The organism is Arenibacter certesii DSM 19833, assembly GCF_000429545.1.
GTDB lineage: Bacteria > Bacteroidota > Bacteroidia > Flavobacteriales > Flavobacteriaceae > Arenibacter > Arenibacter certesii.
Window position 1 is genome coordinate 13,435 of the sequence record NZ_AUCB01000035.1, and the last position, 26,534, is coordinate 39,968.

Consider the following 26,534-nt stretch of genomic DNA (forward strand, 5'->3'; position numbering starts at 1 on the left):
ACGATGAAAAATATAATTATAAAATCAAGTTTCTGTATAATTCTCATAACCATGTTAGGTAGTTGCTTAAATTATGACGATTTAAGAGAGAATCCAAATGATCCCACCTCGGTAGCACCAAGCCTATTGTTTACTGAAGTAACACCCACACCTGCTTCATCTTTTTCAGGTTTATATCGAGATGCACAGTACCATAATGCCATTGCGGCAGATCTTGGGGTATCACCACCGGTTAATTATCGATATGGTTCTGCTAGTTATACCTATAATAATCTACGTAATGTCGATAAAATGATTGAAGAAGCCCAAGCAGTAGGTGCCGAACAGTTTGTCATTTTGGCTAAATTTATTAAGGCGTATAATTATATTGAAATGACGCGTAGAATGGGAGATATTCCCTTGTCCGAAGCCATGCAGGGAATTGACAATCCAAATCCAAAATATGATACACAAAAATCGGTTTATATTCAATGTTTGAATTGGTTGGACGAGGCTAATAGGGAATTGGGAGAATTCATTTTAGCAAATCCCGGTGAAAATCTTAATGGGGATATTTATTATAATGGTAATCTTAAACAATGGCAGAAAGCGATAAATGCATACACCATAAGAATTTTGCTCACTCTGACAAAAAAAGCGGATGATGCTGATATTAATGTAAAAGGAAGGATGGCGAGCATAGTTAACAATCCAACGCAATATCCATTGTTTGAAAGTATAGCAGATAATATGCAGCTATCCCATAGGGATGAGGATGGATTTAGAGGTGCATATAATCCAAATGTGCAAATTGATGTTGAATCAATAGTATATGCAGATACTTATATTAATCTACTGAAAATGTATAATGATCCTAGACTATTTAAAGTGGCAGAGCCTACACCTATGGCATTAGAGGGCAACCCAGGAAACGAGGCGATGGTAAGAATGGATTTTGATTCTTACGCAGGATCGGATATTTCTGAAAATCTAGAAGTAAATGGAGCAAAGAAAGCCAATGGTGAATTTTCGCAGCCGAATAAAGAACGCTTTCTCAACTTTGTAGGTCAACCCTCAATACTTATTGGTTATGCCGAACAAGAACTAAATTTATCAGAAGCTTCGCATCGAGGATGGATTGGAGGTAGCGCTAAAGAATATTATGATAATGGTGTAAGTGCTTCAATGGAATTTTATAATGTAGATTCAGAAGATATAGCCACGTATTTATCTAGCAATGCGCCTTATGTTAATGGAGATGCTGGATTAAATTTAATTCACGAGCAGATGTATTTAGCACTTGCTGAAAACTCTGGTTGGGAAGCTTGGTTTATGCATAGAAGAACAGGGGTTCCTAATTTAAAGTTTTCTGGAAATAACAACGTTGATCAGTTTCCGGTACGCTGGGCATATCCTGGTTCTGAAGACACAGATAACAATGTTAACTATAGGGAGGCGCTTAGAAGACAATTTGGTGAAGAAGTAGATGACAGAAACCAAGTTATGTGGTTGCTTAAGGATTAATATCCAGTTTTATTAAAGTTTTTTGATTTTTTAATCAAAGCCCGGTCTGCTTTAATTAAGCTGCCGGGCTCATAAATTTATCTTATGTATACAAAACATGTTTCTAGCCTAATGCGATCCTCCTTATTGGGAGCCTTTGCTTTAATGATTTTAGCTTGTTCCTGTAAATCCCGTGATAAGGATACCGATGAGAGAGAAAAATTTCTAGAGAAAGAGCGTAAGGTATTGATCATTGGAATAGACGGCTGCATGCCAGCTGGAATTACCGCAGCCAAAACCCCTCATTTGGATACCCTGATGGCTGATGGCACTTATTCCCTGCAAGCGAGAAATACAGGTACAACTATAAGTGGACCAAGTTGGTCTGCCATGCTAACGGGTGTTTGGGAAGAAAAACACGGAGTTACAGACAATTCTTTTACTGGATCAAATTATACCAAATATCCCCATTTTTTTAAGGTAATAAAGGATGCTGATTCAAAATATCGAACGGTATCTGTAAGCCAGTGGCATCCAATTAATGATCAAATAGCAACAATGGCAGATGTAAAAGTCAATAGCCGAGACTCTAGTAAGGATACTAAAAATAAAGCAATTATAGAACTTAAAAAGGAAGATATAACGGCCATGTTCGTTCATTTTGATGATGTTGACCATGCAGGTCATGGGTCTGGCTATAGTATTGAAAATCCAAAATATCTAGAAGCAATAGAAACAGTGGATACTGCAATAGGGGAGATTATGACGGCACTTAAAAGGCGTAATAACTATATAAATGAGGATTGGATCATTTTGGTAAGTACAGACCATGGTGGTATAGGTACCGGCCATGGAGGAGATACCGATGAGGAACGCACCATATTTATGATTGTCAGCGGGGATAAGGTACCCAAAGTGAATTTATCTAAAACAACTTCCGATAGCTTATATACCCCATTAACGGTAGATCTTGTGCCAACAGCTTTGGCCCATTTATGTATTCCTGTCCAACCTGAGTGGGGTTTGGAAGGTACCTCACTTATTAAAGAATCATGTAACTATTAACAATTTTTATATAACAAGAATTTGCATATAAGTAAAATTTTTATACTTTAGTGCAAGTTTAATTGTGTAAATAAATATATTCTAAGAGATGAACATTAATAATAGAAACTATCCAAGGCAAAAGCAGACAATTATTGGAATATGTATGGATGGAACGTCCTATTCTTACTATGAAGGTGCTAAGGAGATGATGCCCAATTTGCAAAGGTTTATAAAAGAAGGTTCCATGGGTATTGTAAAAAGTGTGATCCCATCCTTCACAAACCCTAATAATATGGCTATTGTTACTGGAGTTCCGCCAAAAGTAAATGGGATTTGTGGAAACTTTTATTGGGATACCGAGCTTCAAGAGGAGGTTATGATGAACGATCCAAAGTATCTAAAAGTCCCTACAATTTTATCCGAATTCAGTAAGAATGGTAGAAAGGTAGCCGTGGTGACTGCCAAGGATAAATTGAGAAAGATGTTGGCTCATAATCTAGACGGAATTTGCTTTTCGGCCGAATTTGCCAATCTAGCTACATTAGAAGAAAACGGTATCGAAAATGTGGAAGAAGGATTAATGGAAAAGGAAAGACCTGGAATTTACGATCCTTATATCTCTGTTTATTGTATTGAAGCAGGGGCTAAGTTATTAAAGCGAGAACATTTTGATGTTATGTACCTGACAACAACAGATTTTGTGCAACACAAATATGCACCTGGAAGCCCAGACGCTAATGACTTTTTATCAAAAATTGACATTTGGCTTGGTGAGCTAGACAAGTTGGGAGCCATTATTGGTGTTACCGCTGATCATGGTATGCAGTCCAAAACTAATCCAGATGGTAGTCCAAAAGTTCAGTTTATCGAGCAACTATTGAATGCTCAAAATATTAAATCGAGGGTAATCCTGCCAATTACTGATCCGTATGTCGTTCATCATGGTGCCTTAGGGGGATATGGAACCTTGTATTTAGAAGATAAATCACAATTAAAGACGGCTAAGGACTACTTGTTATCGTTGGAGGGAATTGAAAAAGTACTTACCAATGCAGAAGCTGTTGAAAAATTTGAACTTCCAGGTGATAGAATAGGTGATTTGGTAGTTTTAGCAGATTCTTCAACTACCATTGGTAGAACCCCGGATTGGCACGAACTCGATAAGGTTAAAGAAGGTTTGCGTTCGCATGGTGGGGAACATTGTCAAGAGGTACCGATGATATTTAATAGAAAGTTGAATGCGGAATACAGTAAGAAATTAGCGTCTGGAACAAGTAGGAATTTCGATTTATTCGATTTCTTGAGTAACGGATTTTCAAACGAAACCATTTAAATAACTGTTATGATAGAATTTGGAAGTATAGTTAACGGAAAACAAGTCAAAAGTGGTAATTGGATTGATGTATACAATCCATATACCAATAAAAAGGTGGGACGTGTATCTTCTATAGATACAAAAACCTTGGATAAAGTTTTAACCGACACCAGAAATACTAAGATAACACTTACCCGTTATGAACGCTATGATATACTTAATAAAATTGCAAACGCCCTGGAGGATCGGGTAGATGAGGTAAGTAAAATGATTACAGATGAAACTGGGCTGTGTTTAAAAGACACTCGGTATGAGGCCAGTAGAGTTTCTGATGTACTGCGATTTTCGGCTATGAAAACTTTAGATGATGATTCTGAGGTATTCCCATGTGATGTTTCAAAAAATGGAAAGCCAAGAAGGATTTACACAACGCGGGTGCCCTTAGGTTTAATTAGTTGTATTACCCCTTTTAATCATCCCATGAATCAAGTGGTGCACAAAATTGCCCCGGCAATTGCGACCAATAATACAGTGGTCTTAAAGCCATCAGAGAAGACCCCTTTATCGGCATACTATTTTGCTCAATTAGCCTTGGATTGCGGGTTGCCTCCAAATATGTTGAATGTCATCAACGGAGCAGATGTTCAGGCTATAGCGGAAATGATGACGATACATCCAGATATCACTATGGTTTCGTTTACAGGAGGTTCTAAAGTAGGAAAAATTATTGCTTCCAAGGCTGGTTATAAAAAAATCGTATTAGAGCTTGGAGGAAGTTCTGCATTGCTGGTACTCGAAGATGCAAATATAGATGAAGCGGTAGAAGTTACCATGTCAGGGACATTTAAAAATTCGGCACAGCGTTGTACCGCTATTAGAAGGATTTTGGTTCATGAAGATATTGCCGATATTTATGCTTCTAAATTAGCAAACCGAGTAAAAGCCTTAAAATATGGGGATCCCTATGATTCTGAAAATGATATGGGAACCGTTATTACGGAAGAGGCAGCCATAGAAATGGAAACTCGCGTTCAAAACGCTATTGACAATGGTGCTGTTCTATTGGTTGGACATAAACGGGATGGAGCCCTTTATTCTCCTACTGTTTTAGATCATGTTGATAACGCTCATGAAGTAGTTGCCAAGGAGACCTTTGGTCCAGTAGCCCCAATTATACGTTTTAAAACCTTGGATGAGGCAATAGAAATCGCCAACGATACCCCGTATGGCCTGTCTGGAGGTGTGGTAAGTAATCATTGGCCTTCCATTCAACGAGTCATTACAGAATTGGATACTGGTACGGTAAATGTCAATGAAGCTCCCAGTTATCGCTTGGAATGGACTCCTTTTGGAGGGGTGAAAGATTCTGGCTTGGGATACAAAGAGGGGGTTATAGAAACCATGAAAGGCTACACCTACGTAAAAACATATTCCTTGCCATGGGACATTGCCTAGGCATAAATTTAAAGTAATAATCGAGTGTAAATCTGTTAACCAAATAAAATAAAAAATGCAAGTAAAAAGAAATGTGCTGCTGAACCCAGGTCCTGCAACAACAACAGATTCCGTAAAGTTAGCGCAAGTTGTTCCAGATATTTGTCCTAGGGAAAAGGAATTCGGGGATTTAATGGATTATTGCGCTACAGAGATTACAAAATTCGTAGGTGATCCAAGGGAGTATACTACGGTAATGTTCGGAGGTTCGGGTACAGCGACGGTGGAAGCCATATTGAGTTCGGTTGTTCCTGAAAATGGACGTATCCTCATTATAGATAATGGTGCTTACGGAAAGCGTATGTGCCAGATTACTAAAATCTATAAACTCGATACCGTAGTTTTTGATTCATCTTCTATAGAGCCAATTGATTTAATAGCACTAGAGGATGTAATTAAGGGTGAAAAAGGATTGACTCATTTGGCCATGATCCATCATGAGACCACTACCGGTCTTTTGAACGATATTAGTGCTGTAGGGAAATTATGTTCTACTTATAATATCAGTTTTATAGTTGACTCCATGAGCGGTTTTGCTGCAATACCAGTAGATATGAAAGCTATGCATATTGATTATTTGGCAGCGAGCTCCAATAAAAATATTCAGGGAATGGCCGGAATTGGATTTGCTATATGTAATAGAATTGCGTTGTTGGGAACAGAAGCTATTCCTATGCGAAACTTATATTTAAACTTATTCGCCCAACATGCCTATTTTGAAAAAACACATCAAACAAGATTTACCCCTCCAGTACAAACGTTTTATGCCTTAAAGCAAGCTATTATAGAAACCAAGGAAGAAACTATAGCAAATCGTTATGCCAGGTATACAAAGTCTTGGGAAACATTATTGGTGGGTTTAGAAGAAATGGGATTGGAATATTTGATAGATAAAGCGTATCATTCTAAAATTATTACCTCTATCATAGAACCAAAGAATGATAAATATAATTTTGAGGAAATGCACGATTTTTTCTTCGAAAAAGGATTCACTATATATCCGGGAAAAGTCAATAACTTCGATACATTCCGAATATCTAATATAGGGCAGATAGATTATACCGATATTCAAAATTTTCTTCAGGTGTTGAAAGAGTATCTCAGAAAGATAGATCACCTGTAATGTAATCTTTTACTTGCATAGATTACTTCATCCCTAAGAACAGAAATATTTCACTTTAATAAAAAGGACAATAACACCATAGAAGAAGATTTTGATTTTTCCGTGACAAAAAATATAATCATTCTGAGTTATTTTATTGATAAATATTACAGGTGTTTTAAACTATCAACTTTAAACCGATCAATTTCTAATATCTTTTGGATTATACGATAAAACTGACCAATTGATAAATAGTAGGTGGTCTGTCTTTTCTTTACTACCAATCCATATACCAACCAAACCAAAAGCATAATGAGTTTAACCGCAGATCAGAGATATTGGAGGAAACGAATATTTGTACTTACTTGGCTTGCCTATGCTGGGTTTTATTTTGGAAGGAAAAACTTATCGGTCACTTGGAGTTCCATGGAAAGGGATTTGGGGCTGGACAACGCTGATTATGCTTCCATAATCTTTATATATAGTCTAGTTTATACCATCGGACAATTTGTTAATGGGTACTTATCGGATACTTTTGGTGCCCGTAAAGTGGTCTCCTTTGGATTGTTCCTAGCTGCGATTGGAAACTTTTTTCTGGGTATGTCGTTTTCTGCAGGGATTATTGTTTTTTTAATTGCAGCCAACGGATATGGACAATCAACTGGCTGGAGTGGCCTAATTAAGAATATGACCCCTTGGTTCAGAAGGACGGAAAGAGGAATAGTTATGTCTTGGTGGTCTACATGTTATGTTACGGGAGGATTTCTGGCTACTATTTTTGCTACTTACGTTGCTTTTGATATGGAATTCCTTTCTGAATTAGGATGGAAAAGAGGTTTTTTCTTTCCATCCTTAATACTGTTTATTGTAGCCTGCTTTTACCTGTTGCTTACCAGAAACGATCCTAAAGATGTTGGTTTGCCTCAGATAGTAGATAATAAGTACGAATTTGCGGGAGGTGCTAAAGCTGAAAAGTTAATTATTTTAAAAATTCTGATTAGAAATAGTACGCTGTGGATCTACTCTGCATGTTATATGATTCTTAAAATGATTCGATACGCCTTTTTATTCTGGCTTCCGATTTATTTAGAAAAGGCCTTGAATTATGGAATAAGCGATGCAGGATACATGTCTTCTGTATTCGAACTAATTGGTTTCTTTGGTGTAATCCTTGCCGGTTATAGTTCGGATAAATTGTTTAAATCGAACCGATTTAGTACTGTGTCCATCATGATGTTTGGTTTAGGTATTGCCTGTCTTATTCATCCGCTACTTGTACCTTATGGTAAATTTGCCACCATTATAAGCATTGCTCTTATTGGGATTACTACTTATGGACCAGATTCTTTAATATGTACAGCTGGATCCATGGATGTGGGAGGAACTAAGGGTGCTGCCATGGCTGCAGGTATAATTAATGGAATGGGTTCTATTGGCCAAATGTTCTCCGGATTTATAGTTATGGCGATTAATTTACATTTTGGGTGGAATAATTTGTTTTACTTTTTTGTAATTATGTCTTTTATCGGGGGTGGGTTGGGCATACTTAAATGGAACCTTAAGTCAAGTGATAATTAGTTATTCTAAGACAAAGAAAATAACTGAAATAGTAGCTTAAAGAAGGTTAAATAGTAGCTAAATTAAAAATGAATTTAATGACACACACTGATTTAGTGATTGTTGGGGGTGGAATATTTGGATGTGCAATAGCATATTATTATTCAAAAAATAATCCAGGCAAAAATGTTATGTTATTGGAGCGCAATGAACTTAATAATGCAGCAACCAGTAGGGCAGCAGCGCTTATGACTATGGTGCGTTCCAAACGTTCCTATATCCCACTGACTATTGAGACCTTTAAAGTGGCCAAGGAAATGGAGAAAGAACTTGGGGAATCACTTGATTTTAAAGTGGTCGGAATGATGCACCTTGCTGCAAGTGAAGGAACCCTCAAGGACCTCGAGGAACTTATATCAATTGCTAGCGAATATGACCAGGAAGCCTACTATATCACTAAAGAGGATGCGCAAAAAAGAGTTCCTTGGTTAAAAGTGGATGAGGCCTTGAAAATTGGGTTTGTACCCAATGAAGCCTATTGTGACCCATATATGTTGGGGACTTTCTTTGCCCGTTGTGCCAAGCTCAGAGGTGCTGAAATTCGCCAAGGAGTTGAGGTAATTGGTCTAATTCATGAGAATGGAACCGTGAAAGGGGTGAAAACTTCACATGGAGAGATAATAGCAGAAACAGTAGTTGATGCCGCCGGAGTTTGGGCTCCGATACTTGCTATGGAAATGGGGGCTGGACTTCCAATGGCTCCAGTAAGAAGTCAATATTGGATCACTGAACGCTCCGATATTTTCCCGGTCGATTCTCCCATGGTTCTAATGCCCGACGCACAGGCATATGCCCGTCCAGAAGGTGGAAGTTTACTTTTTGGAATACGTGAAAAAAAATCGTTGGTAGCTTCGCCAAAAGATGTTCCTAACGATATTACAGATTTTGTTTTTAGCAAAGATGAAGGTATGAACGATCTTCTGGAAAACGGGGAGAAACTGGCGCGATTCTTCCCTGAATTCTATGATATCGGAATTAAATATTATGTAGCTGGATTTTCTGGGTATACGCCAGATTCCCAGTTGGTATTGGGAGCCGTACCGGGAATAAAAGGTTTCTTGGTGGCTTCGGGTTGTTGTGGAGCAGGTATATCAGTGGCTGGGGGAGTGGGTCTAGGAATTGCCGAAATGGCTTCCGGTAGATCAAATCCATTTGATTTTTCGGAATTCGGAATTTCTAGATTCGGAGAAATTAATCCTTTTGAACAAGATTGGCTCAACAGATGTGCTTCTGCCAGATCCAAAAAGTTGAGTGGTTAAGTTCTTGAACATTTTATCATTCTAAACTGTCATTTCTTAATTCATATACTACTACAATAGCACAACCGTGAAGCGGCTTTTATAAGGATGGATATGTATATGAAATCCTTATTTTATGAAATCGGACTATGAGGATTATTCAAGAGAAAAGTATCACTTTTGGGACAGAGATGAGATATTTGATAAAACCAACTTAAGAGTTTTTAGACATGAGATAAGAACTTTTTTAAATAAAGATAAATGGGGAAAATTTTCAAGATTTAATAATACAGCTAGTTGCACAATTGAAGGAGTTAAAGTTTATAGTTTGTAATTTTATCGAGATTGGAATGGGATCACAACCAAAGAAAAGATGTATATGAAATTGCGTACTTTAAATTTATCTTTTGAAGTGACTAAATTGCCGATTTTTATTGATTATTTTTACAAATTAAACATCTTTGCGATAAATTTTATACTAGCATAAAACCAATAGTGTTAAAATGGACGATATACTTATAAATATTGGTAGACAATTAAAATTAGCACGACAGAAAAGGGAATTAACCTTGCAACAAGTAGCCAAAAGAACTGGCGTTAGTGCTGGGCTGATTTCTAAAATCGAAAATTTGCGAACAACGCCTTCTCTACCTGTGCTATTGAAAATAATGCAGACACTTAATATAGATTTGTCTGAATTGGATTTAGCTTCAAACGTTAAAGGAGATTTTGTTGTTATAAAAAACGGAATGGGAACAAAAGAGGAGCGCGAGGATTCTATTAATTTGGAATATACCCATTTGTTATCTACTCCGTCTACAGACAAAAGCTTAAGAGTATATATTGTGCGCGTTACTACGGGTGCCTACAGAAAACCAATTTCAACTAATGCTAATGAATTGATTTATGTACTTTCAGGCAAGGTCAATTATTTACTAAAAAAAGAAAAAGTACTATTGGAAAAGGGAGATCTATTATTTTTTGACGGCTCCATTCCCCACGGTGTTTCTAATGAGTTTAGTGAGGAAGCAATAATGTTGAAAATATACTTCTTACATTAGAGGTTTTGAAATAGTGACAAGATCAATCCTTTATAACGTTCTGTGTATAATTTCTTACCCATATCCTAAAACCAAATGAATATTATAATCTGGAATTGTATGATTGCAAAACTCCCACAGTAATGATTTTTTATAAGCCTCATGTTGTAAGTGGTCTTTCTTTATTTTATTTCTTGAATTTTTTCTTTCTCAAAATATCTTTTGATACTGATACTGATATCGATTGGATGGGTTAGTCAGTTAGGTCGACTATATTAAAATTAAATATTTCATCGATATAAGTGAATTCTTCTTTTCGACCCCTTTTATCTGACGCTTTTTCCCAATCACTTAATTCTTCTAATAATGAAATTCCGAAATTTTTTAAATTCGGCTTTATATTTTTTCATTGCCTTAACATTGTCAAATTTAGCATGGACCTAAAAAACCTCTAGAAAATCAAATTCCCCATTCTCCAATATGTTTCTTATACCAAGAATGAAAAAAGCCACCATTTGTTTTTCCGAATCGTTCGTTTAGTGGCAAATCATTATTTCTTAAAATTTCTTTCTACCGAACATCTTAGTTTTGGATTAATTACAACTTATAAATAAAATTCTCAAAATTTATATTAATAATTATTAATATATAAAGTACAACCTTTTAAATGGGAATCATTGGAAATAAATAAATGACATGGTTAACTTTTTCATAGTTCTTGGACTTTGAGGCTGTATTATTATAATCTAAATTATAAAAATCTAATAGTAAATATAGGGTAAAATCTATTTTACACGTACCTAAAGTATTAACAGGTATTCCGATCAAATTTTATATAAATAATGTTGAGCAGTTAAGGCATTTGTTGTTGTAATAAATGCAGAAGATGATTAGATGCAACTTGAAAAATAAAAACAATGTAGCTATAAGATAGTGCTGAAAAAAAGCACTATATAATTTAGAAGGTTTTGAGATTAATTATTCAATGGACTTTAAAAAAATGTATTAAAAAGCATATAAGAAAATGAAAGTTTTGAAATTTATATTGTTTTGTTTTGTTTTCGTCTTTTCTGTTAGCTGTCAAAAAGAAAATAAGTTTACTATTGCTTCAACCTTCGAGGAACCTATAGATCCTTCACCAAATAAAGATGAAAATTGGGATGCGGTTCCAAAAGGATTACAAGCTTCAGTAACATCAACCAACATCCGATTTGTAAAAAGTGTGATTCCTAAATTGGAGCAGAAAACAACTTGGACTGGTAATGCTTGGAAAGGGGAGCGTATTTCTAGTCAATTGGTCTTATGGAGTAATGATTCCATTAATCTTGTTAAAACTGAAATTTCAGATTTTAAATCAGATACAGGACAAACCTTACCTTCTAGTATTGCAAAGGCACGTTTCGTGAAATATGTAATTACAGATGAGTTTGCTGGAGGTTGTGGTTACAGAAAACCGGAGGACTTTGCATCTTCTCTGGCTGCCGATGCCTTAGATGATGTGAGTTCGTATGCTGTAAAAGCACGAGAAACTAGGCCATTATGGATTACCATAGATGTTCCCATTGATGCTGAATCTGGAACTTATAAAAGTACAGTAACCATTGATATTGAAGGACAGAAATCAAAAACCTTTGAATTCACCCTAAATGTTATTGATATGATTCTCCCGCCAGGAACCGAATGGGATTTTCATTTAGACTTATGGCAAAACCCATATGCTGTTGCGCGTTTTCATAATGTTGAACCTTGGTCGAAAGAGCATTGGGACTTGTTGAAGCCTTTAATGAAACGATTGGCAGATGCAGGTCAAAAAGTTATCACTGTATCGCTTAACAAACGTCCATGGGGCGGACAAACTTTTGACCAATTTGAAGCTATGGTCGATTGGGAAAAGAAATCCAATGGGACTTGGGAGTACGATTTTTCCAAATTTGATAATTGGGTAGATTTTATGATGGGTCTTGGAGTAAAAAAGCAAATAAGTTGTTATTCCATGGTGCCTTGGGGTAACGAATTTTATTATTTTGATGAGGCTGAAAATAAGGAAATAAAGATTAAAGCAGCTCCAGGATCAAAAGAATATGAGGAGCTATGGGTTCCCTTCTTAACCGAGTTTAAAAAACATTTGGTTGATAAAGGATGGAATACGATTACGAGAATTGCTATGGATGAGCGTGGTCCGGAAGAAATGAATGCCATGTTGACATTGCTTAATCAACACGCTCCAGAATTTGGGGTGTCATTTGCTGATAATCATAAAAGTTACAAGTTGTACCCCGATGAACTAAAAGATATGTCGGTCGCTTTTGGTCACCCTGTAGATCACGAAGATTTAATACAAAGAAGAGCTAATGACTTTATAAGTACACTTTATGTATGTTGTTCAGATGGATTTCCAAACACCTTCACTTTCTCACCCCCTGCGGAAGGGGTGTTTATTGGATGGTACACTATGGCTGCAGATTTTGATGGTTTTTTGCGTTGGGCGTATAACAGTTGGGTAGAAAACCCTTTGCAGGATTCGCGCTTTAGAGCTTGGCCTGCTGGAGATACGTATATTGTGTATCCAGACAATAGAAGCTCAATTCGTTTTGAAACCTTACGTGAAGGTATTCAAGATGCCGAAAAAATCAGAATACTAAGAAAGGTGTTAAAAGATAAGAACATGCTTGATGATCTAGACTATTTGAATAAAGTGGTTGCTCAATTTAATATTACAACTCGTCCTGAAGATGGAGTAGAAGCTATGATCGAAAATGGCAAAAACGTATTAAATAGTTTAGCTGAAAAATTAGAAAAATAGTAAAATAACACTAGTGATTAGGGATGAAATTTTAGTCTTTAGTATAAGCAATCTATTTGGAAATAAAATATTTTATTAATGAAAAACGTTTACTTATCTGTTGGGTTATATATTTTTCAAATAGTAGCGCTTCATGCGCAAATATGGGTGGTAGATCCTTTGGAAGCGATATACCCTGATGAGAACAATATTGCGTCTTTCTCAAAGGAATGGTCTGCCGATTTTATACCTGCAACTGAAATCGCTGCTCATGTCTTGGTTAAAGTTCCAAAAAACACCGCCTTTAGTTTATCGGCTCAAATTGAAGGTAAGCAAATATTAGGAGCTTTTTCAGAACTCATAGATGTTCCAGTAGAACAGAACACTGGTATAGATAGTCGTACCGAAAAATATAAAGGAGTAAAAAACCCGGATGTTATACGAGAAGCGCCATTTCGTATTTTTGAAGTAATCAAACCAATCGAAACGAGTTTATATGTAGGGAATGGAAATTACCAAGCCTTTCGCTTCAGCCTCCCCGAAGGTTGGAAACTACGAGATGAAGTTACCGTAAATTTTAAGTTAACTTTTAATGATGCTACCTATTCCGGACTGTTTAATGCAAAGATATATCCAATTGAAATTCCTTCTGCTTCGGAGAGCAATTTTTTTTACACAAACTGGTTTAGCTTATCCAAAATGGAGTATCACCATGGTTTGGAACGTTGGAGCTCGGATTGGTTTAAGATGTTGGATAAATATGCAGCCTTGATGGCCCATGGTCGACAAAATGCAATTTTAATTCCAAATGAATTACTTTATATCGAAAACGGGATTCTAAAATTAGAAGAAGATAAATTATGGCAATTCCTCAAGATATTTAGGAAGCATGGATTTCAGTTTTTCGAAGCTCCCCATCTGATGAATCGTGGAGCAAATGATGACTGGGGAGATCCAGAGCTAAAAGTGGCATTAACCGGTAAGCGTTATTACACTGAAGGTGGAATAAAAGATATTGAACACATCATGATCCTTTTCCGTGATTTCGCTGAGAAATACAATTTGGTAGACAATTGGTTGCAGCATATTTCGGATGAGCCAACAGCGGTTAATGCTGAATGTTACAGGGATGTTTCTAAGCAGGTGAAAAGTATTTTTCCCCAGGTGAGAATTATGGAGGCGACCAATGATCGGGATAATTTGAAAGGTGCTATTGATATTTGGTGTCCGATTATTAATGACTTTCAAGATAATGAAGCTTTCTTTAGGAGTAGGGAGGAGCAAGGAGAACAAATCCTTGTTTATACCTGCCTAATTCCAGGGGGTAAATGGCTAAACAGAACCTTGGATATGGAGAAACTTCGTCAAGTTTATTTCGGATGGGGGGCAGCTCATTATAATACTGACGGTTATCTTCACTGGGGTTTGAATCAGTACCAAGCAGACCCTTATCAAATTAGTACTGTAAAACACCCCTCTCCTGCTGCCGGACCTAATAATTATTTACCTGCAGGTGATACCCATATAATTTACCCTGGAGATAACAGACCCTTATCTTCGCTCCGTTTTGAGGCGCATAGGATTGGAATAGAAGACTATGAGTTATTAGAACAAATAAAAGGAAAAAATCTAGTGGCTTATAAGAATTTAATGCAAAAAATATTTCGTAGCTATACGGATTATAATGTAAATATTATGGTGTATAGGGAGGTAAAGAAGGAGCTATTGCAATTGTTGATGTATTGAATTTGGATAAAGCCCTATTTGTTATATACCTCCTGGAAGTTTGAAGAAATTGGGAAAACAATTAATGTAGTTTTCCAATGAAACTCATTGATTGAACAATTGCGGTATTTCATTCTTAACGGAAGTAAATTTCCCTTTAAAGGATGAGATCATCTAATCTATTATTGATTTTCAGAAAGTGAAAATAGATGAATTAAAGAGAGCCTTAAATAGTGATGACATTTCTCTGCAAGTGTATAAACTGATAATTGAAGTTTTAACTAATGGGATTATAAATGGCGTTTGAGAAGGTGATTATTACTCCCAATATTATGCTGAATTGTTCCCTGATTTTAATTTTATATTACTGGATTAAAGAAGAATTTGTGATGGAAGGACCTGTTTAGTTTGTTCTTGCTGATAGTGGAATTAGAAGTAAATATATTGTTAAAACTTTAATTATTTATTAAAATAAATTTGATATATTAGTTAATAAAATTGACATATACTAAATATTTTGCAGTTTTAAGTGAAGAACGTTTGATGAAAATTTTGCTTGGTGGACTATTTACAAATTACTATCAGCACATAATCCTTTTTGGAATATGATATTAAAATTACTTAGTAAGAATAAGTTAATATGGATAGATTAAACTTAGAGGAACAACGTTTCTTTGCTTTTAAGAGGGGTGATAGGCTGGCCTTTGAAAGTTACTTTGATACTTATTATGGAAGCATAATAGGGTTTTGTATTCAATTTTTAGGTGATCATGACAAAGCTCAAAGTGTAGCACAGGAGGCATTTATAAAACTATGGTTAAATAGGGGGAAGGTTAAGAAAATTAATGGTATAAAATCTTTTTTATACACAGCTGCTAAAACCCAATGCTTGGATGTTTTAAGGCACCAAACGGTAACTGCAAAATATCGGAATCTGAAACTGCACGAAAAAGAAAATAATTTGAATGCTGAAATATTAAAGGCTATGAATTTTGATGATGTTTCTTTTCAGGAATTAGAAGCTCTAGTTGATAAAACGATTTCAAAATTGCCGCCACAATGTAGGACTGTATTTCTTCTGAGTCGCTATGAGTCCAAGAAGAACAAGGAAATAGCGAATGAATTAAATATATCGATTAAAGCTGTAGAAGGTAATATAACGCGAGCCCTAAAAATTTTCAGAATAGAACTTTCTAACTACCTCATATTTATACTTTTTAGCATAAGCAGTTTTTTATTGTAATATTTAAGTATTGCGATCTATCTACATTATATTAAAGTAATTTGAATACCCTTCATTTTTAAATTTTGAAAATGATATCCATTTACAAGATTTTGGCATTCTAAAAGGTACTTCAGTCAATTTTAACCAAACACCTACCCACCTCTATTATTTAGGAGTTTACTATATATCTTATAAAATACTGAAAAAGAAAAATAACCATAATTTGCAATTCTAATTTTATACCAACTTCTCAATTATTTCAATAAAAACAAACTACTCCTCACAGAATATTAAATAAATTAATAATATCATATAGGGTATATTTAAACTAATACGTACCTAAAATGCAAACATAAATATATGGATCAGGCAGCTATAGAAAAATATTTATCAGGAGAGGCTACGGAAGATGAAGTTGAAGCATTATTTGAGTGGATAAATGCTGATCCAATAAATGAGAGAAGGTATATAGACTTCAAAAAGGTTTGGGCAATTACTTCAGAATCAAATCAGAATAAAGCGCAAGCATGGCAATTAATCCAAAAGTCTATTGATAAACATAAAAAAAGAGCGAAGATTAAACTATTAAAGTACGCTGCGATATTTATTGGAATTTTGTGCGGTACCTATTTTTATGTGATCCACAACACCATTGAAAATAGTCCTATACAACATTCTCAGGACTCAATTACACTAGATATTGGAAATGGACAATTGGAAATGATCGACGGTTCTGGTGATAAGGCTATAGTAGATAATAATGGACAGGTTATTGGTATGCAGAAAGGTGACACGTTAAATTATGCTGTTAAAACAAACATAAATCACACAATATCCGATGTGAACTCCAAGGTGGAGGACTTAGTCTATAATGAAATAAACGTGCCCTATGGTAAAAAAATCCAAGTTTTACTTTCAGACAGTACCCTAGTTTATTTAAACGCTGGAAGTTCTTTAAGGTTTCCAGTTCATTTTATTTCCGGTTTAGAAAGAAAAGTATTTTTAACTGGAGAGGCATTTTTTGAAGTAGCTAAAGATAAAGATCCATTTATTGTAAATGCCAATAATGCCAATATTAGGGCATTAGGTACTGCATTTAACGTGAGTGCCTATTCTGAAGAAATTGATGTTGAAACAGTTTTGGTAGAGGGGTCGGTGGGTATTTACCCAAATAAAGAGCAATTTTCAAAGGAACATTCCACTGTTTTAGTGCCAAATCAGATGGCAGTATGGAACAAGGAGAAAAAGGACGTTATTGTAAAAACAGTTGATGTAGAAATGTATACCGCCTGGGTGTCAGGAAAGATGGTTTTTCGAAATACTCCCTTTAAAGTAATTCGCAAAAAATTGGAAAGGCACTACAATATCCAAATTATTAATCATAACCGAGTACTTGATAAAAAAACCTATAATGCTGTCTTTGATATTGAGACGATAAGGGAGGTTATGCAAACTTTGGATGAAAGCTTTAGTATTAAATACACAATCGAGAACAATAAATTAATTATTGAATAACCTTAAAACCAATGAAATGAAGAACTGAAAAGAAAATGAGTATCGACCATGAAACTATTTGATCATTAAAAAACCAGGAAACGCTTGCAACATTCCCTGGAAAATTAAATAGCTAAAAACCTAAATTTTTAACCAAAAAAATCAAACGAAGGTATGAAAAAACTACTAAAACAGGAGTGTCATCCTATCGGCATTCCTAAATTCAACTTAAAGGTGAAATTAACTACATTTTTATTTTTGCTTGTATTGATGCAGGGTCAAGCAAATTCGTATTCGCAAAATACCAAAATATCCCTGAGTCTAAATGATGTTACTATTCAAAGTGTTTTGGATGAAATTGAATCTAAAACAGAATTTAAATTTTTCGTAGATACGGATATTATTGATCTATCGAAAAAAGTTTCTGTAACTGAAAAGGAAAAGCGAATTTCTAACGTTTTGGAAAAATTATTTAAAGATACCAATATTGTTTTTAAGGTCGTTGGGAAACAAATTGTTTTAAAGCCAGATCCTTCAAAAAGAAATACTCCTCAAATACCTAATAATTCCAAAACCGAAATAGAATTGCCACAGAAAACTATTTCTGGTACGGTAACGGATGAAGAAAATATTCCATTATCTGGGGCTTCGATTGTCATTAAGGGTAGTACGACTGGTGTAGCTGCCGATTTTGATGGGAATTTTAATATTCAGGCATCAATGGGTGATATCCTTGTGGTATCTTATATTGGTTATAACTTAAAAGAGATAACAGTAACGGATCAAACTGAATTTACCGTGGTTCTTACAGCTTCTAACGAATTAGAAGAAGTCGTCGTGGTAGGTTATGGAACTACTAAAAGAGTAAACCTTTCAGGTGCAGTAGGTGGAGTAGATTCAAAAATTCTTGAAAACCGGCCAGTTTCAAATGTTGCAGCTGCTTTGCAAGGAAGTATTGGCAACTTAAATATATCGCCAGGAAGTGGTAGAGCAACCGATGCCCCTTCAATAAATGTTAGAGGATTTGGCACATTGAGTGGAGGAGGGAATCCTTTAATTTTGGTGGATAATGTTGCCATAAGTGAACAAGAGGTTTCTTGGTTAAACCCTAATGATATTGAGAGTGTAACGGTGCTAAAGGATGCTGCATCCTCTGCAATTTATGGCGCACGTGCAGCTTTCGGTGTTATTCTTATTACCACAAAATCAGCAAAATCTGGTACAATAAAGAAACCTACAATATCTGTTAACGCTTTTAATACTGTAAGATCTATAAGACGATTGCCAAAGCTTGAAACCGATCCTTTTGTTGTTATGAGCTATAAGAACATTATGGCAAGGCCATGGTATAATTTATACAATACTGATGAATTAAACTACGCTCAATTGCGTTCAGACGACCCAAGCGTTCCCGCTGTTATTTTAAATCCACAAGATCCTGAATATTGGTCATATTATGGAACTACCGATTGGATGTCAGAAGCTTATAAAAAGGCTTCCTTCAGCCAAACGGCTAATATCTCCATCTCTGGTTCGAGCGATAATGTGCGCTATTATTTATCAGGACAATTTTTTAATCAAGAAGGCGCATTTAGGTATGGTGCTGATGTATTGACTAGAAGTAACTTTCGAGCAAAATTAGATATAGACCTCACATCTTGGTTAGAAGTCAACTCTAACATCTCTTATCTTAATAGTAGGTACGAGCAACCTGTAGATGGTACTTGGGATTATTTCCATGGTATAAATAGAATTCCCACTTTATCCGTAATTAAAAACCCCGATGATTCTTGGACTTATGATGGGGCATGGGCGTTTGGAAGATTAATGGAGGGTGGTCGTAGTAAGGAGGTGCGAAATTTTTTACAATTGACAACTGGTTTAAAAGCAAAATTATTGAAGGATGAATTAACCTTTAATGTTGATTTTTCCACTAAATCCGGAAATAATTACACAAAAGGATATAGAGTACCTGTAGAGTACAAAGAAGGTCCAAACATTACAAAAGAACTTAACAATGGGAATTCCTCTGTAAATGAATATGATTCTAGGGATAATTATTTTGTATTTAATGCTTACACAAATTATAATAAAACCTTTGATGAACATGATTTACGAGCTATGGTAGGAGTTTCAAGAGAATTTAATCGATTTGGCAGTAATTCTATGAATAGATCTGGGCTTTTAAACAACAACATACCAAGCATTGGTCTTGCAACTGATGATCCCACAGTAGGGACGAGCACTAGAGAATGGGCTATAAACAGTTTATTCTACCGATTAAACTATACCTTAAAATCTAAATATATTCTTGAATTTAATGCAAGAGAAGACTTCTCTTCCCGATTTGCAGTAGGAAATAGGAGGGCATTTACACCTTCAGCTTCTGGAGCTTGGATAGTTTCAAACGAATCCTTCTTCCAGGATGCCTTACCTTGGATAGACCACTTTAAATTACGAGGGTCTTACGGGACATTGGGCAACCAGAATGTGGGGGAATACTCTTATATTCCAAGTATGGGAAGCGGCAAGACAGGTCCCATACTAGATGGAACTCAACCAGTCTACGTTAGTGCTCCAGGCTTGGTTGACGCTAATATTACATGGGAGGAGGTTACAACTGCTAATTACGGCATCGATGTATATTTTCTAAAATCCAATTTGAACGCATCTTTTGATTTTTATAAGCGGGAAACTATTGGGATGCTAACAAAAGGACAGTCCTTACCAGCCGTCTTAGGGGCTGGGGTACCGTTGCAAAATGCAGCCGATTTGGAAACAAAAGGCTTCGAATTTGGTTTAAATTATAAAGATTTCGTAAGCATTTCTGGAAAGCCATTTAATTATTCCGCTAAATTCATTTTATCAGACAACAAAACCTTCATAACGAAATTTGAAAATCCTACTGGAACATTGGACGATTATTATGTGGGAAAGGAATTAGGGGAAATATGGGGCCTAACAAATGCTCCGTCTTTTTTCCAGTCACAAGATGAAATAGATAATCATGCAGATCAAACGCCAGTTACTAGTTATCCTGGAACAAGGCCGATTGAGCCTGGAGATTTAAAGTTTGAGGATCTCAATGGCGATGGTATTGTAAACTGGGGAGATTGGACATTGGACGATCACGGAGATTACAAGGTAATTGGCAATAGTAGTAATCGATATTCCTATAGTTTGGATTTATCAGGTGATTGGAAGGGGTTTGATTTTAGAATGTATATGCAAGGTATAGGTAAAAAAGACTTTTATCCTGGACCAGGACAACATTATTTTTGGGGTGTTTATGCGCAACCATGGTCGAATATTTATGCTGCCCATTTAGATAATTGGACGCCGGAAAATCGAGATGCTTATTTTCCTCGTTTAAAATCTTATACGGCCGAATCAGGGAGGGACCTAGGGATCAATCAAACTAAGTATATGCAAAATGCAGCCTATCTTAGAATGAAAAATATTACAGTTGGGTATTCCTTACCGAATGATGTGACAAATAAATTTGGTATTGAAAGACTTAGGTTCTACCTGAGTGGGGAGGATCTTTTTGAATTCACAAAATTGGTAAAAAGGCTAGATCCTGAAGCTTTAGACGGAAGGTCATATCCCTTCCAACGGACATATTCTATGGGTATAAATATTATGTTTTAATTGTTAAATACACAAAAATGAAATCAATTATAAAGAATTTTTGTTTTACATTATCAGCCATTTTTTTAACGCTTGGTTGTGATGATGATTTTTTAGATAGAACACCTATCGACTCTGTCACTGAACTAGACTTTTTTAAATCTGTTCAAGATTTGGAAGCATATACCAATGGACTATATGGATATTTGAGTGCAAGTTACAACGACTTGAATTCTGATAACATTTCCCATTACAATTCAGGTAGCGATATTGAAAGGTTGCTTAGGGGAGATATAAATGAAGATAATATAGGTGGATGGAATTGGGGAGCAATAAGAAATGTTAATTTTTTAATGCATCGTTACAAGAATGTTGAAGGTAATCCAGAAGATATAAAACATTATGTTGGTATTGCACGATTTTTTAGAGCTATACTTTATTATAATATGGTTAAAACTTATGGAGATGTGCCTTGGTATTCACGGGATTTACAGACCAATGACGAAGTACTTCTTTCAAAGCCCAAAGATCCCAGATCTGTGGTAGTAGACTCCATTATGGCCGATTTGGAATTCGCAGCGGCCAATATTAAGGATTCTCCAAGCAAAACAAGAATTACAAAATGGTCTGCACTATCTATTTTGGCAAGAACTGCTTTGCACGAGGGGACATTTCGAAAATATCATGTAGATTTAGGACTCAATGATGGGGATAAATTTTTGAAAAGGGCTGCCAGTGCTTCTTCAGCGATTATCGAAAGCGGAAATTTCTCTATACATTCCACTGGGGATATTTATAATGATTATCAAAATCTTTTCTCAAATCTAGACTTATCTTCAAATGAGGAAATAATTTTATACGCGGACTATGATAAAGTGTTAAAACGTTTTCATAATTCCCAAACGGTAATGGATTATGAATATGCGTTAAGCCGATCTTTGGTAGACACTTATTTAAAAACTGATGGATTACCATTTACAAGTGAACCAGGAAATGAAACAAAAACTTTTGACGAAGTTTTTGAAGGAAGAGATCCGCGATTAGCACAAACATGTTTGACGCCCGGATTCGTTAAACCTGGTAATGAAAAACCATATAGGATAAAGCTTAGTTTAGGAGGATATGTACAGACCAAGTTTTTCCCAACCAACGAAGATGGAATTACTTGGAATGGCTCATATAACGATCTTCCAATTATCCGATATGCTGAAATTCTACTTATCAATGCCGAAGCATTGGCCGAATTGGGTACAATTTCTCAAGATGACTTGGATAAAACTATTAATCACTTACGTGCTAGGGTTAATATGCCCGACTTGAATTTGGCTGTTGCTAATAACACCATCGATCCTGTATTGGCTAATAGATATCACAATGTCAATAATAATGGTGTGTTGTTAGAGATCCGTAGGGAAAGGAGAGTTGAATTAGCTACTGAAGGTTTTCGTTTTGAGGATTTAATGCGATGGAGATTGGGCAAAATTCTTGAAGATTCACAGCAAGGAATCTATATTCCTGCATTAGGAGCATATGATGTTACTGGAGACGGAATTGAAGATGTAGCAGTTCTAAATTCCCCCGACGAAACGGATCCAATAGATAATCTTCCTAATTCAGCGGAATTATCGAAGTTTTATATTTCCGATAATGCATTTTATTTGGAAAATGGAAATTCTGGAAGAATAATGTTTAATACTGATAGAGATAATCCTAAGATTTTTGAGGAACCTAAATATTATTATAGGCCGATTCCGAGAAAGGAGATTCTTTTAAATCCAAATTTGACCCAACCATTAGGTTGGTAGTTAGTTGTAATCTTGTTTTATTAGATTAAAAAGTCCAATACAATTATTTCATTGAATCTGATCCTTTCTATAATAACGGCTTATAATTTTAATTTACCTTAATATTCCACCTGCTTTGCAGGTGGTAATGTTCTGATGGATATACCTTATTTTTTAGGTATGATTAAATATAAGATACTTAACCACGTTGTTTACAATTGTGATTATCATATTGTTTGGGTTCCAAAGTGTCTTCTTAGATTTTGAATGGAACAATAAAGGAATTAGCTGTGCAGGATATAAGAATGCTTTGTAAATGGAAGAGATGTTAGGTTTTTGAGCTGAATATTCATGAGGATCATATTCATTTATTGGTTTCGGTTCCTCCGAAAACTTCTATCTCAATGAGAATAGGTATATTAAAGAATAAAATTACCTTAATATTTTACAAGAGTTATGCGAAATTGATAAAGAAACTTTATTGCCGATTTCACTTTTGGGCCGTTGGTTATTTTGTATGCATCGTTGGATTGGATGAATAAAGGAATAAAAAACATGTCAAATATTATAAGATTGAAGGAAAGCGGGTTGAGAATCATCAACGAAAGTTAGATTTTTGATGAGTGATTTTGTATCCCCCTATTAGAGCTATCCTAAACGACCGTCTTAAAAGGTGTGATTTTTATTAAGTACTATTATTTAATCATTTAATCATTTAATCATTTAATCATGATGAAAGTTAAAATGCTTTTACCAATTTTATTGTTATCATTCATCGGTTTTGCTCAAAAAAGTAAAATTGAAAATGTTATTCTTATCTCCGTTGACGGACTCCGTTGGCAAGAGGTTTTCCAAGGAGCCGATTCCTTGTTGATTAAAGATAAAAAGTACTGGGCAGAATCTCCCGATGAAAGGCGCAAAAAGCTTATGCCTTTTTTCTGGGAAACAATTAAGAAGCAGGGACAGCTCTATGGGAATCGTGATTTGGGAAACAAAGTAAATTTTAAAAATGAATATTGGTTTTCATATCCAGGAAGAAGTGAGACATTATGTGGTTATTATGACCCGAAGGTGGATTCAAATGGATATCCCAACAATCCTAATGAAAACGTTTTGGAGTTTTTAAACAATCAAAAAGGATATAAAGGAAAAGTAGCCACTTTTGCATCATGGAATGCTTTGGGTAGGATATTGAATAGAGATCGTAATGGGATGTTGGTTAACCTTCCTGGGGAAAATGTAGAAGGTCGTAATTTAACCAATGCCCAAAAGATCGCCAATGAGATTCAGCATTTTGTCCCTGAATATTTTGGGGAATGTAGGCCAGACGCACTCACATTTGGTCTGGCTAAAGCTTATTTGCAGGCTCAACAGCCTAAAGTTTTACATATCGACTTTGCGGATACTGATAATTATGGTCATTCGGGAAACTACAGTCGTTATTTAGATGCAGCCCATTTTGTTGATGGTATGCTTGCCAATTTGTGGGAAACTATAGAAAATCATCCAAAATATAAAGGTAAGACAGCAATATTGGTTTACCCAGATCATGGAAGAGGAGTCGGAGAAAGGTGGACTGGACATGGAAAAGGAGCACCACGTTCAGATGAAACATGGCTAGTGGCTCTAGGGCCTGGAATACCTGTATTAGGTGAAGTATCTGGCACAGCCCAAATTTATCAGGATGAAATTGCTCAAACAGCAGCTAATTTGCTAGGCTTTACATTTAAAGCCAATCATCCAGTAGGAGAAAGTATACAAAGTATATTAAAATAGAAAGAGTATTAATCATTGGGAAAGTATTTCTATTAGCATAATCAATATTTTGGTGCAAAATGAAATATTTTAATTGCGATATCATGTACAGTATAGTTGGTTTAAGAAAGTCTTGCTTAATTGTATTAGTCTCTATTATTTTATTTGCCGGGTGCAAGAAAGAGGGAATCAATGGTATAGAACACGTTTTGGTCATAGGAATTGATGCATTAAGTCCAAATGGTATCGCCAACTCACACACCCCAAATATAGATGCCCTAATAAAAGAAGGGGCTTCCACCATGAACGCCAGAGCTGTTCTACCAACCAGTTCAGGGCCCAATTGGGCCTCCGTGTTGATGGGTGCAGGACCCGAACAACATGGGATAACTGGTAATGATTCTGACCCACTAGAACCGGTACTGCCACCTTTGGTTAGTGGCGACGGTGATAAAAAATTATTCCCAACGATTTTTGAAGTCATCCGGAAAGCAGAGCCAAACGCTGAGTTAGGAACCATACACCAATGGAATGGTGTTTCTAAATACTATGAACCTGAACATTTGAATTATCGGACAAGTACAGAGACATTAAAAGAAACTGCTGATTTGACAGTGAATTATATTAAGGAAAAGAAGCCTCGATATTGTTTTGTTCATTTTGATGACGCAGATCAGGCCGGACATTCTTATGGTCATGGTTCTGAAGCATATTTTAAAGCTGTAGCCAAGGTAGATACCTTTGTAGGACAAGTTCTGAAAGCGTTGGATGAGGCGGGATTAGCAGGAAAGACTTTGGTCATTTTAACTTCAGACCATGGAGGAATCGATTATGGTCATGGAGGAAGTACTCCAGAGGAAATGACTATACCCTTTATTATAAGAGGGCCTGGTGTAAAAAAGAATTATGTAATTAAAGAAACAGTAAATACAATTGATAATTCCCCAACGGTAGCATTCGCATTAGGAATTCCGGCTCCAGAAGCGTGGGTGGGGTGGCCAGTCAAAAGTGCTTTTGAAGGTTTTGAAGAACCTGAGGAAATCTATGAGACAAAAAGTTTTATCCAAGCTCCAAGAATACATCCAGTTGGGGAACATTTTAAACCATCAGGAGGTTTGTATATTTCTGAGAAACCTATGGTTAGAATAGACCTCCCAACTGATGGTTCAGAAATAAGGTATACTATAGATGGCAGTGAACCTCATGCAGGGTCAAGTATCTATACGGTTCCATTTCGAGTTGGTAACTCAGTAGTGGTAAAGGCTAGTAAGTTTATAGGAGATAAAGAAGTCAGTAATAGTAAGACAGCGTATTTCCGGGTGTTGGATGATCCAGAAGGTAGAGGGATTTGGGCTAAATACTATTATGGTGAAAATTTAAAAAAATTACCAGACTTTGGAAAATTGACTCAAGTTGGGGAAACTTTTAAAACTTTTGAGATAACCTCGGAGGACCTTAGATTTCCAAGAGGGGTAGATCAGTTAGCCATGGTATTCACGACCTATTTTAAAGTAGAAGTTCCAGGTAATTACACATTTTATATATCATCCGATGATGGGAGCAAGCTATATGTCAATGATAAAATAGTTGTAGATAATGATGGAAACCATGGTGTAAAAGAAAAAAACGGAAGAATAATGCTAGCGAAGGGGAAGCATAAATTGGAAGTTCAATGGTATAATAGTGGAGGAGGTTATGGGTTGTATACATACTTTGAGGGGCCAGGGATTCCTAAACAAGTATTGTCTTCGGATCGCTTGTATTTAAAATAATTTATTTCATAAAATTAAATTTAACTGTTTTG

17 protein-coding genes are annotated in these 26,534 nt (G+C 35.8%); all 17 read left to right on the forward strand.

Annotation, left to right across the window (positions count from 1 at the left end; all coding sequences use genetic code 11):
• Positions 1 to 3 precede the first annotated feature (3 nt).
• Positions 4 to 1,503: a SusD/RagB family nutrient-binding outer membrane lipoprotein gene (locus G466_RS0115355; protein WP_169720759.1), complete on the forward strand. Its 1,500-nt coding sequence runs from the start codon at positions 4 to 6 to the stop codon at positions 1,501 to 1,503.
• A gap of 84 nt (positions 1,504 to 1,587) precedes the next feature.
• On the forward strand, positions 1,588 to 2,547 hold the full coding sequence (locus G466_RS0115360) for an alkaline phosphatase family protein (protein WP_051315712.1): 960 nt from the start codon (positions 1,588 to 1,590) through the stop codon (positions 2,545 to 2,547).
• Positions 2,548 to 2,635: 88 nt separating this feature from the next.
• A complete protein-coding gene (phnA, locus tag G466_RS22250; protein WP_051315713.1) occupies positions 2,636 to 3,862 on the forward strand; it encodes a phosphonoacetate hydrolase in 1,227 nt (408 codons plus the stop codon).
• Positions 3,863 to 3,871: 9 nt separating this feature from the next.
• A complete protein-coding gene (locus tag G466_RS0115370) occupies positions 3,872 to 5,299 on the forward strand; it encodes an aldehyde dehydrogenase family protein (protein ID WP_034235895.1) in 1,428 nt (475 codons plus the stop codon).
• Positions 5,300 to 5,354: 55 nt separating this feature from the next.
• A complete protein-coding gene (locus G466_RS0115375) occupies positions 5,355 to 6,461 on the forward strand; it encodes a 2-aminoethylphosphonate aminotransferase (protein WP_026814457.1) in 1,107 nt (368 codons plus the stop codon).
• A gap of 291 nt (positions 6,462 to 6,752) precedes the next feature.
• Positions 6,753 to 8,018 (forward strand): MFS transporter, encoded by a 1,266-nt coding sequence (locus G466_RS0115380; RefSeq protein WP_026814458.1) that lies wholly within the window; start codon positions 6,753 to 6,755, stop codon positions 8,016 to 8,018.
• A 77-nt stretch (positions 8,019 to 8,095) separates the two neighbouring features.
• Positions 8,096 to 9,316: an NAD(P)/FAD-dependent oxidoreductase gene (locus G466_RS0115385; protein ID WP_169720760.1), complete on the forward strand. Its 1,221-nt coding sequence runs from the start codon at positions 8,096 to 8,098 to the stop codon at positions 9,314 to 9,316.
• A gap of 482 nt (positions 9,317 to 9,798) precedes the next feature.
• The gene (locus G466_RS0115395; RefSeq protein ID WP_026814461.1) at positions 9,799 to 10,356 is read left to right on the forward strand and encodes a helix-turn-helix domain-containing protein; all 558 of its coding nucleotides are present in this window, start codon (positions 9,799 to 9,801) and stop codon (positions 10,354 to 10,356) included.
• A gap of 1,003 nt (positions 10,357 to 11,359) precedes the next feature.
• Positions 11,360 to 13,138: a DUF4091 domain-containing protein gene (locus G466_RS0115400; protein ID WP_026814462.1), complete on the forward strand. Its 1,779-nt coding sequence runs from the start codon at positions 11,360 to 11,362 to the stop codon at positions 13,136 to 13,138.
• Positions 13,139 to 13,216: 78 nt separating this feature from the next.
• Positions 13,217 to 14,863, forward strand: coding sequence for a DUF4091 domain-containing protein (locus tag G466_RS0115405; RefSeq protein WP_026814463.1), 1,647 nt, complete (start codon positions 13,217 to 13,219; stop codon positions 14,861 to 14,863).
• A 619-nt stretch (positions 14,864 to 15,482) separates the two neighbouring features.
• On the forward strand, positions 15,483 to 16,085 hold the full coding sequence (locus tag G466_RS22255) for an RNA polymerase sigma-70 factor (protein WP_051315714.1): 603 nt from the start codon (positions 15,483 to 15,485) through the stop codon (positions 16,083 to 16,085).
• 342 nt (positions 16,086 to 16,427) lie between these two features.
• Positions 16,428 to 17,582, forward strand: a complete 1,155-nt coding sequence (locus G466_RS22260) for a FecR family protein (protein ID WP_051315715.1) — start codon at positions 16,428 to 16,430, stop codon at positions 17,580 to 17,582.
• 153 nt (positions 17,583 to 17,735) lie between these two features.
• Positions 17,736 to 21,212, forward strand: a complete 3,477-nt coding sequence (locus tag G466_RS0115425; protein ID WP_034235898.1) for a TonB-dependent receptor — start codon at positions 17,736 to 17,738, stop codon at positions 21,210 to 21,212.
• A gap of 17 nt (positions 21,213 to 21,229) precedes the next feature.
• The gene (locus tag G466_RS0115430; protein ID WP_026814465.1) at positions 21,230 to 22,996 is read left to right on the forward strand and encodes a RagB/SusD family nutrient uptake outer membrane protein; all 1,767 of its coding nucleotides are present in this window, start codon (positions 21,230 to 21,232) and stop codon (positions 22,994 to 22,996) included.
• 350 nt (positions 22,997 to 23,346) lie between these two features.
• Positions 23,347 to 23,517: a transposase gene (locus tag G466_RS24735; protein ID WP_169720761.1), complete on the forward strand. Its 171-nt coding sequence runs from the start codon at positions 23,347 to 23,349 to the stop codon at positions 23,515 to 23,517.
• A gap of 187 nt (positions 23,518 to 23,704) precedes the next feature.
• Entirely contained in the window at positions 23,705 to 24,751 is a 1,047-nt protein-coding gene (locus G466_RS0115435; protein WP_157373924.1) for an alkaline phosphatase family protein, read from the forward strand.
• Between the two features lie 83 nt (positions 24,752 to 24,834).
• Positions 24,835 to 26,502, forward strand: a complete 1,668-nt coding sequence (locus G466_RS0115440) for an alkaline phosphatase family protein (RefSeq protein ID WP_051315716.1) — start codon at positions 24,835 to 24,837, stop codon at positions 26,500 to 26,502.
• Positions 26,503 to 26,534 lie beyond the last annotated feature (32 nt).

Coding starts and splice junctions, on each gene's coding strand:
- G466_RS0115435 (WP_157373924.1), top strand. CDS start 23,705: ATGATGAAAGTTAAAATGCTTTTACCAATTTTATTGTTATCATTCATC.
- G466_RS0115425 (WP_034235898.1), top strand. CDS start 17,736: ATGAAAAAACTACTAAAACAGGAGTGTCATCCTATCGGCATTCCTAAA.
- G466_RS0115395 (WP_026814461.1), top strand. CDS start 9,799: ATGGACGATATACTTATAAATATTGGTAGACAATTAAAATTAGCACGA.
- phnA (WP_051315713.1), top strand. CDS start 2,636: ATGAACATTAATAATAGAAACTATCCAAGGCAAAAGCAGACAATTATT.
- G466_RS0115380 (WP_026814458.1), top strand. CDS start 6,753: ATGAGTTTAACCGCAGATCAGAGATATTGGAGGAAACGAATATTTGTA.
- G466_RS0115430 (WP_026814465.1), top strand. CDS start 21,230: ATGAAATCAATTATAAAGAATTTTTGTTTTACATTATCAGCCATTTTT.
- G466_RS0115440 (WP_051315716.1), top strand. CDS start 24,835: ATGTACAGTATAGTTGGTTTAAGAAAGTCTTGCTTAATTGTATTAGTC.
- G466_RS22255 (WP_051315714.1), top strand. CDS start 15,483: ATGGATAGATTAAACTTAGAGGAACAACGTTTCTTTGCTTTTAAGAGG.
- G466_RS0115400 (WP_026814462.1), top strand. CDS start 11,360: ATGAAAGTTTTGAAATTTATATTGTTTTGTTTTGTTTTCGTCTTTTCT.
- G466_RS0115385 (WP_169720760.1), top strand. CDS start 8,096: ATGACACACACTGATTTAGTGATTGTTGGGGGTGGAATATTTGGATGT.
- G466_RS0115370 (WP_034235895.1), top strand. CDS start 3,872: ATGATAGAATTTGGAAGTATAGTTAACGGAAAACAAGTCAAAAGTGGT.
- G466_RS0115360 (WP_051315712.1), top strand. CDS start 1,588: ATGTATACAAAACATGTTTCTAGCCTAATGCGATCCTCCTTATTGGGA.
- G466_RS22260 (WP_051315715.1), top strand. CDS start 16,428: ATGGATCAGGCAGCTATAGAAAAATATTTATCAGGAGAGGCTACGGAA.
- G466_RS0115355 (WP_169720759.1), top strand. CDS start 4: ATGAAAAATATAATTATAAAATCAAGTTTCTGTATAATTCTCATAACC.
- G466_RS0115405 (WP_026814463.1), top strand. CDS start 13,217: ATGAAAAACGTTTACTTATCTGTTGGGTTATATATTTTTCAAATAGTA.
- G466_RS0115375 (WP_026814457.1), top strand. CDS start 5,355: ATGCAAGTAAAAAGAAATGTGCTGCTGAACCCAGGTCCTGCAACAACA.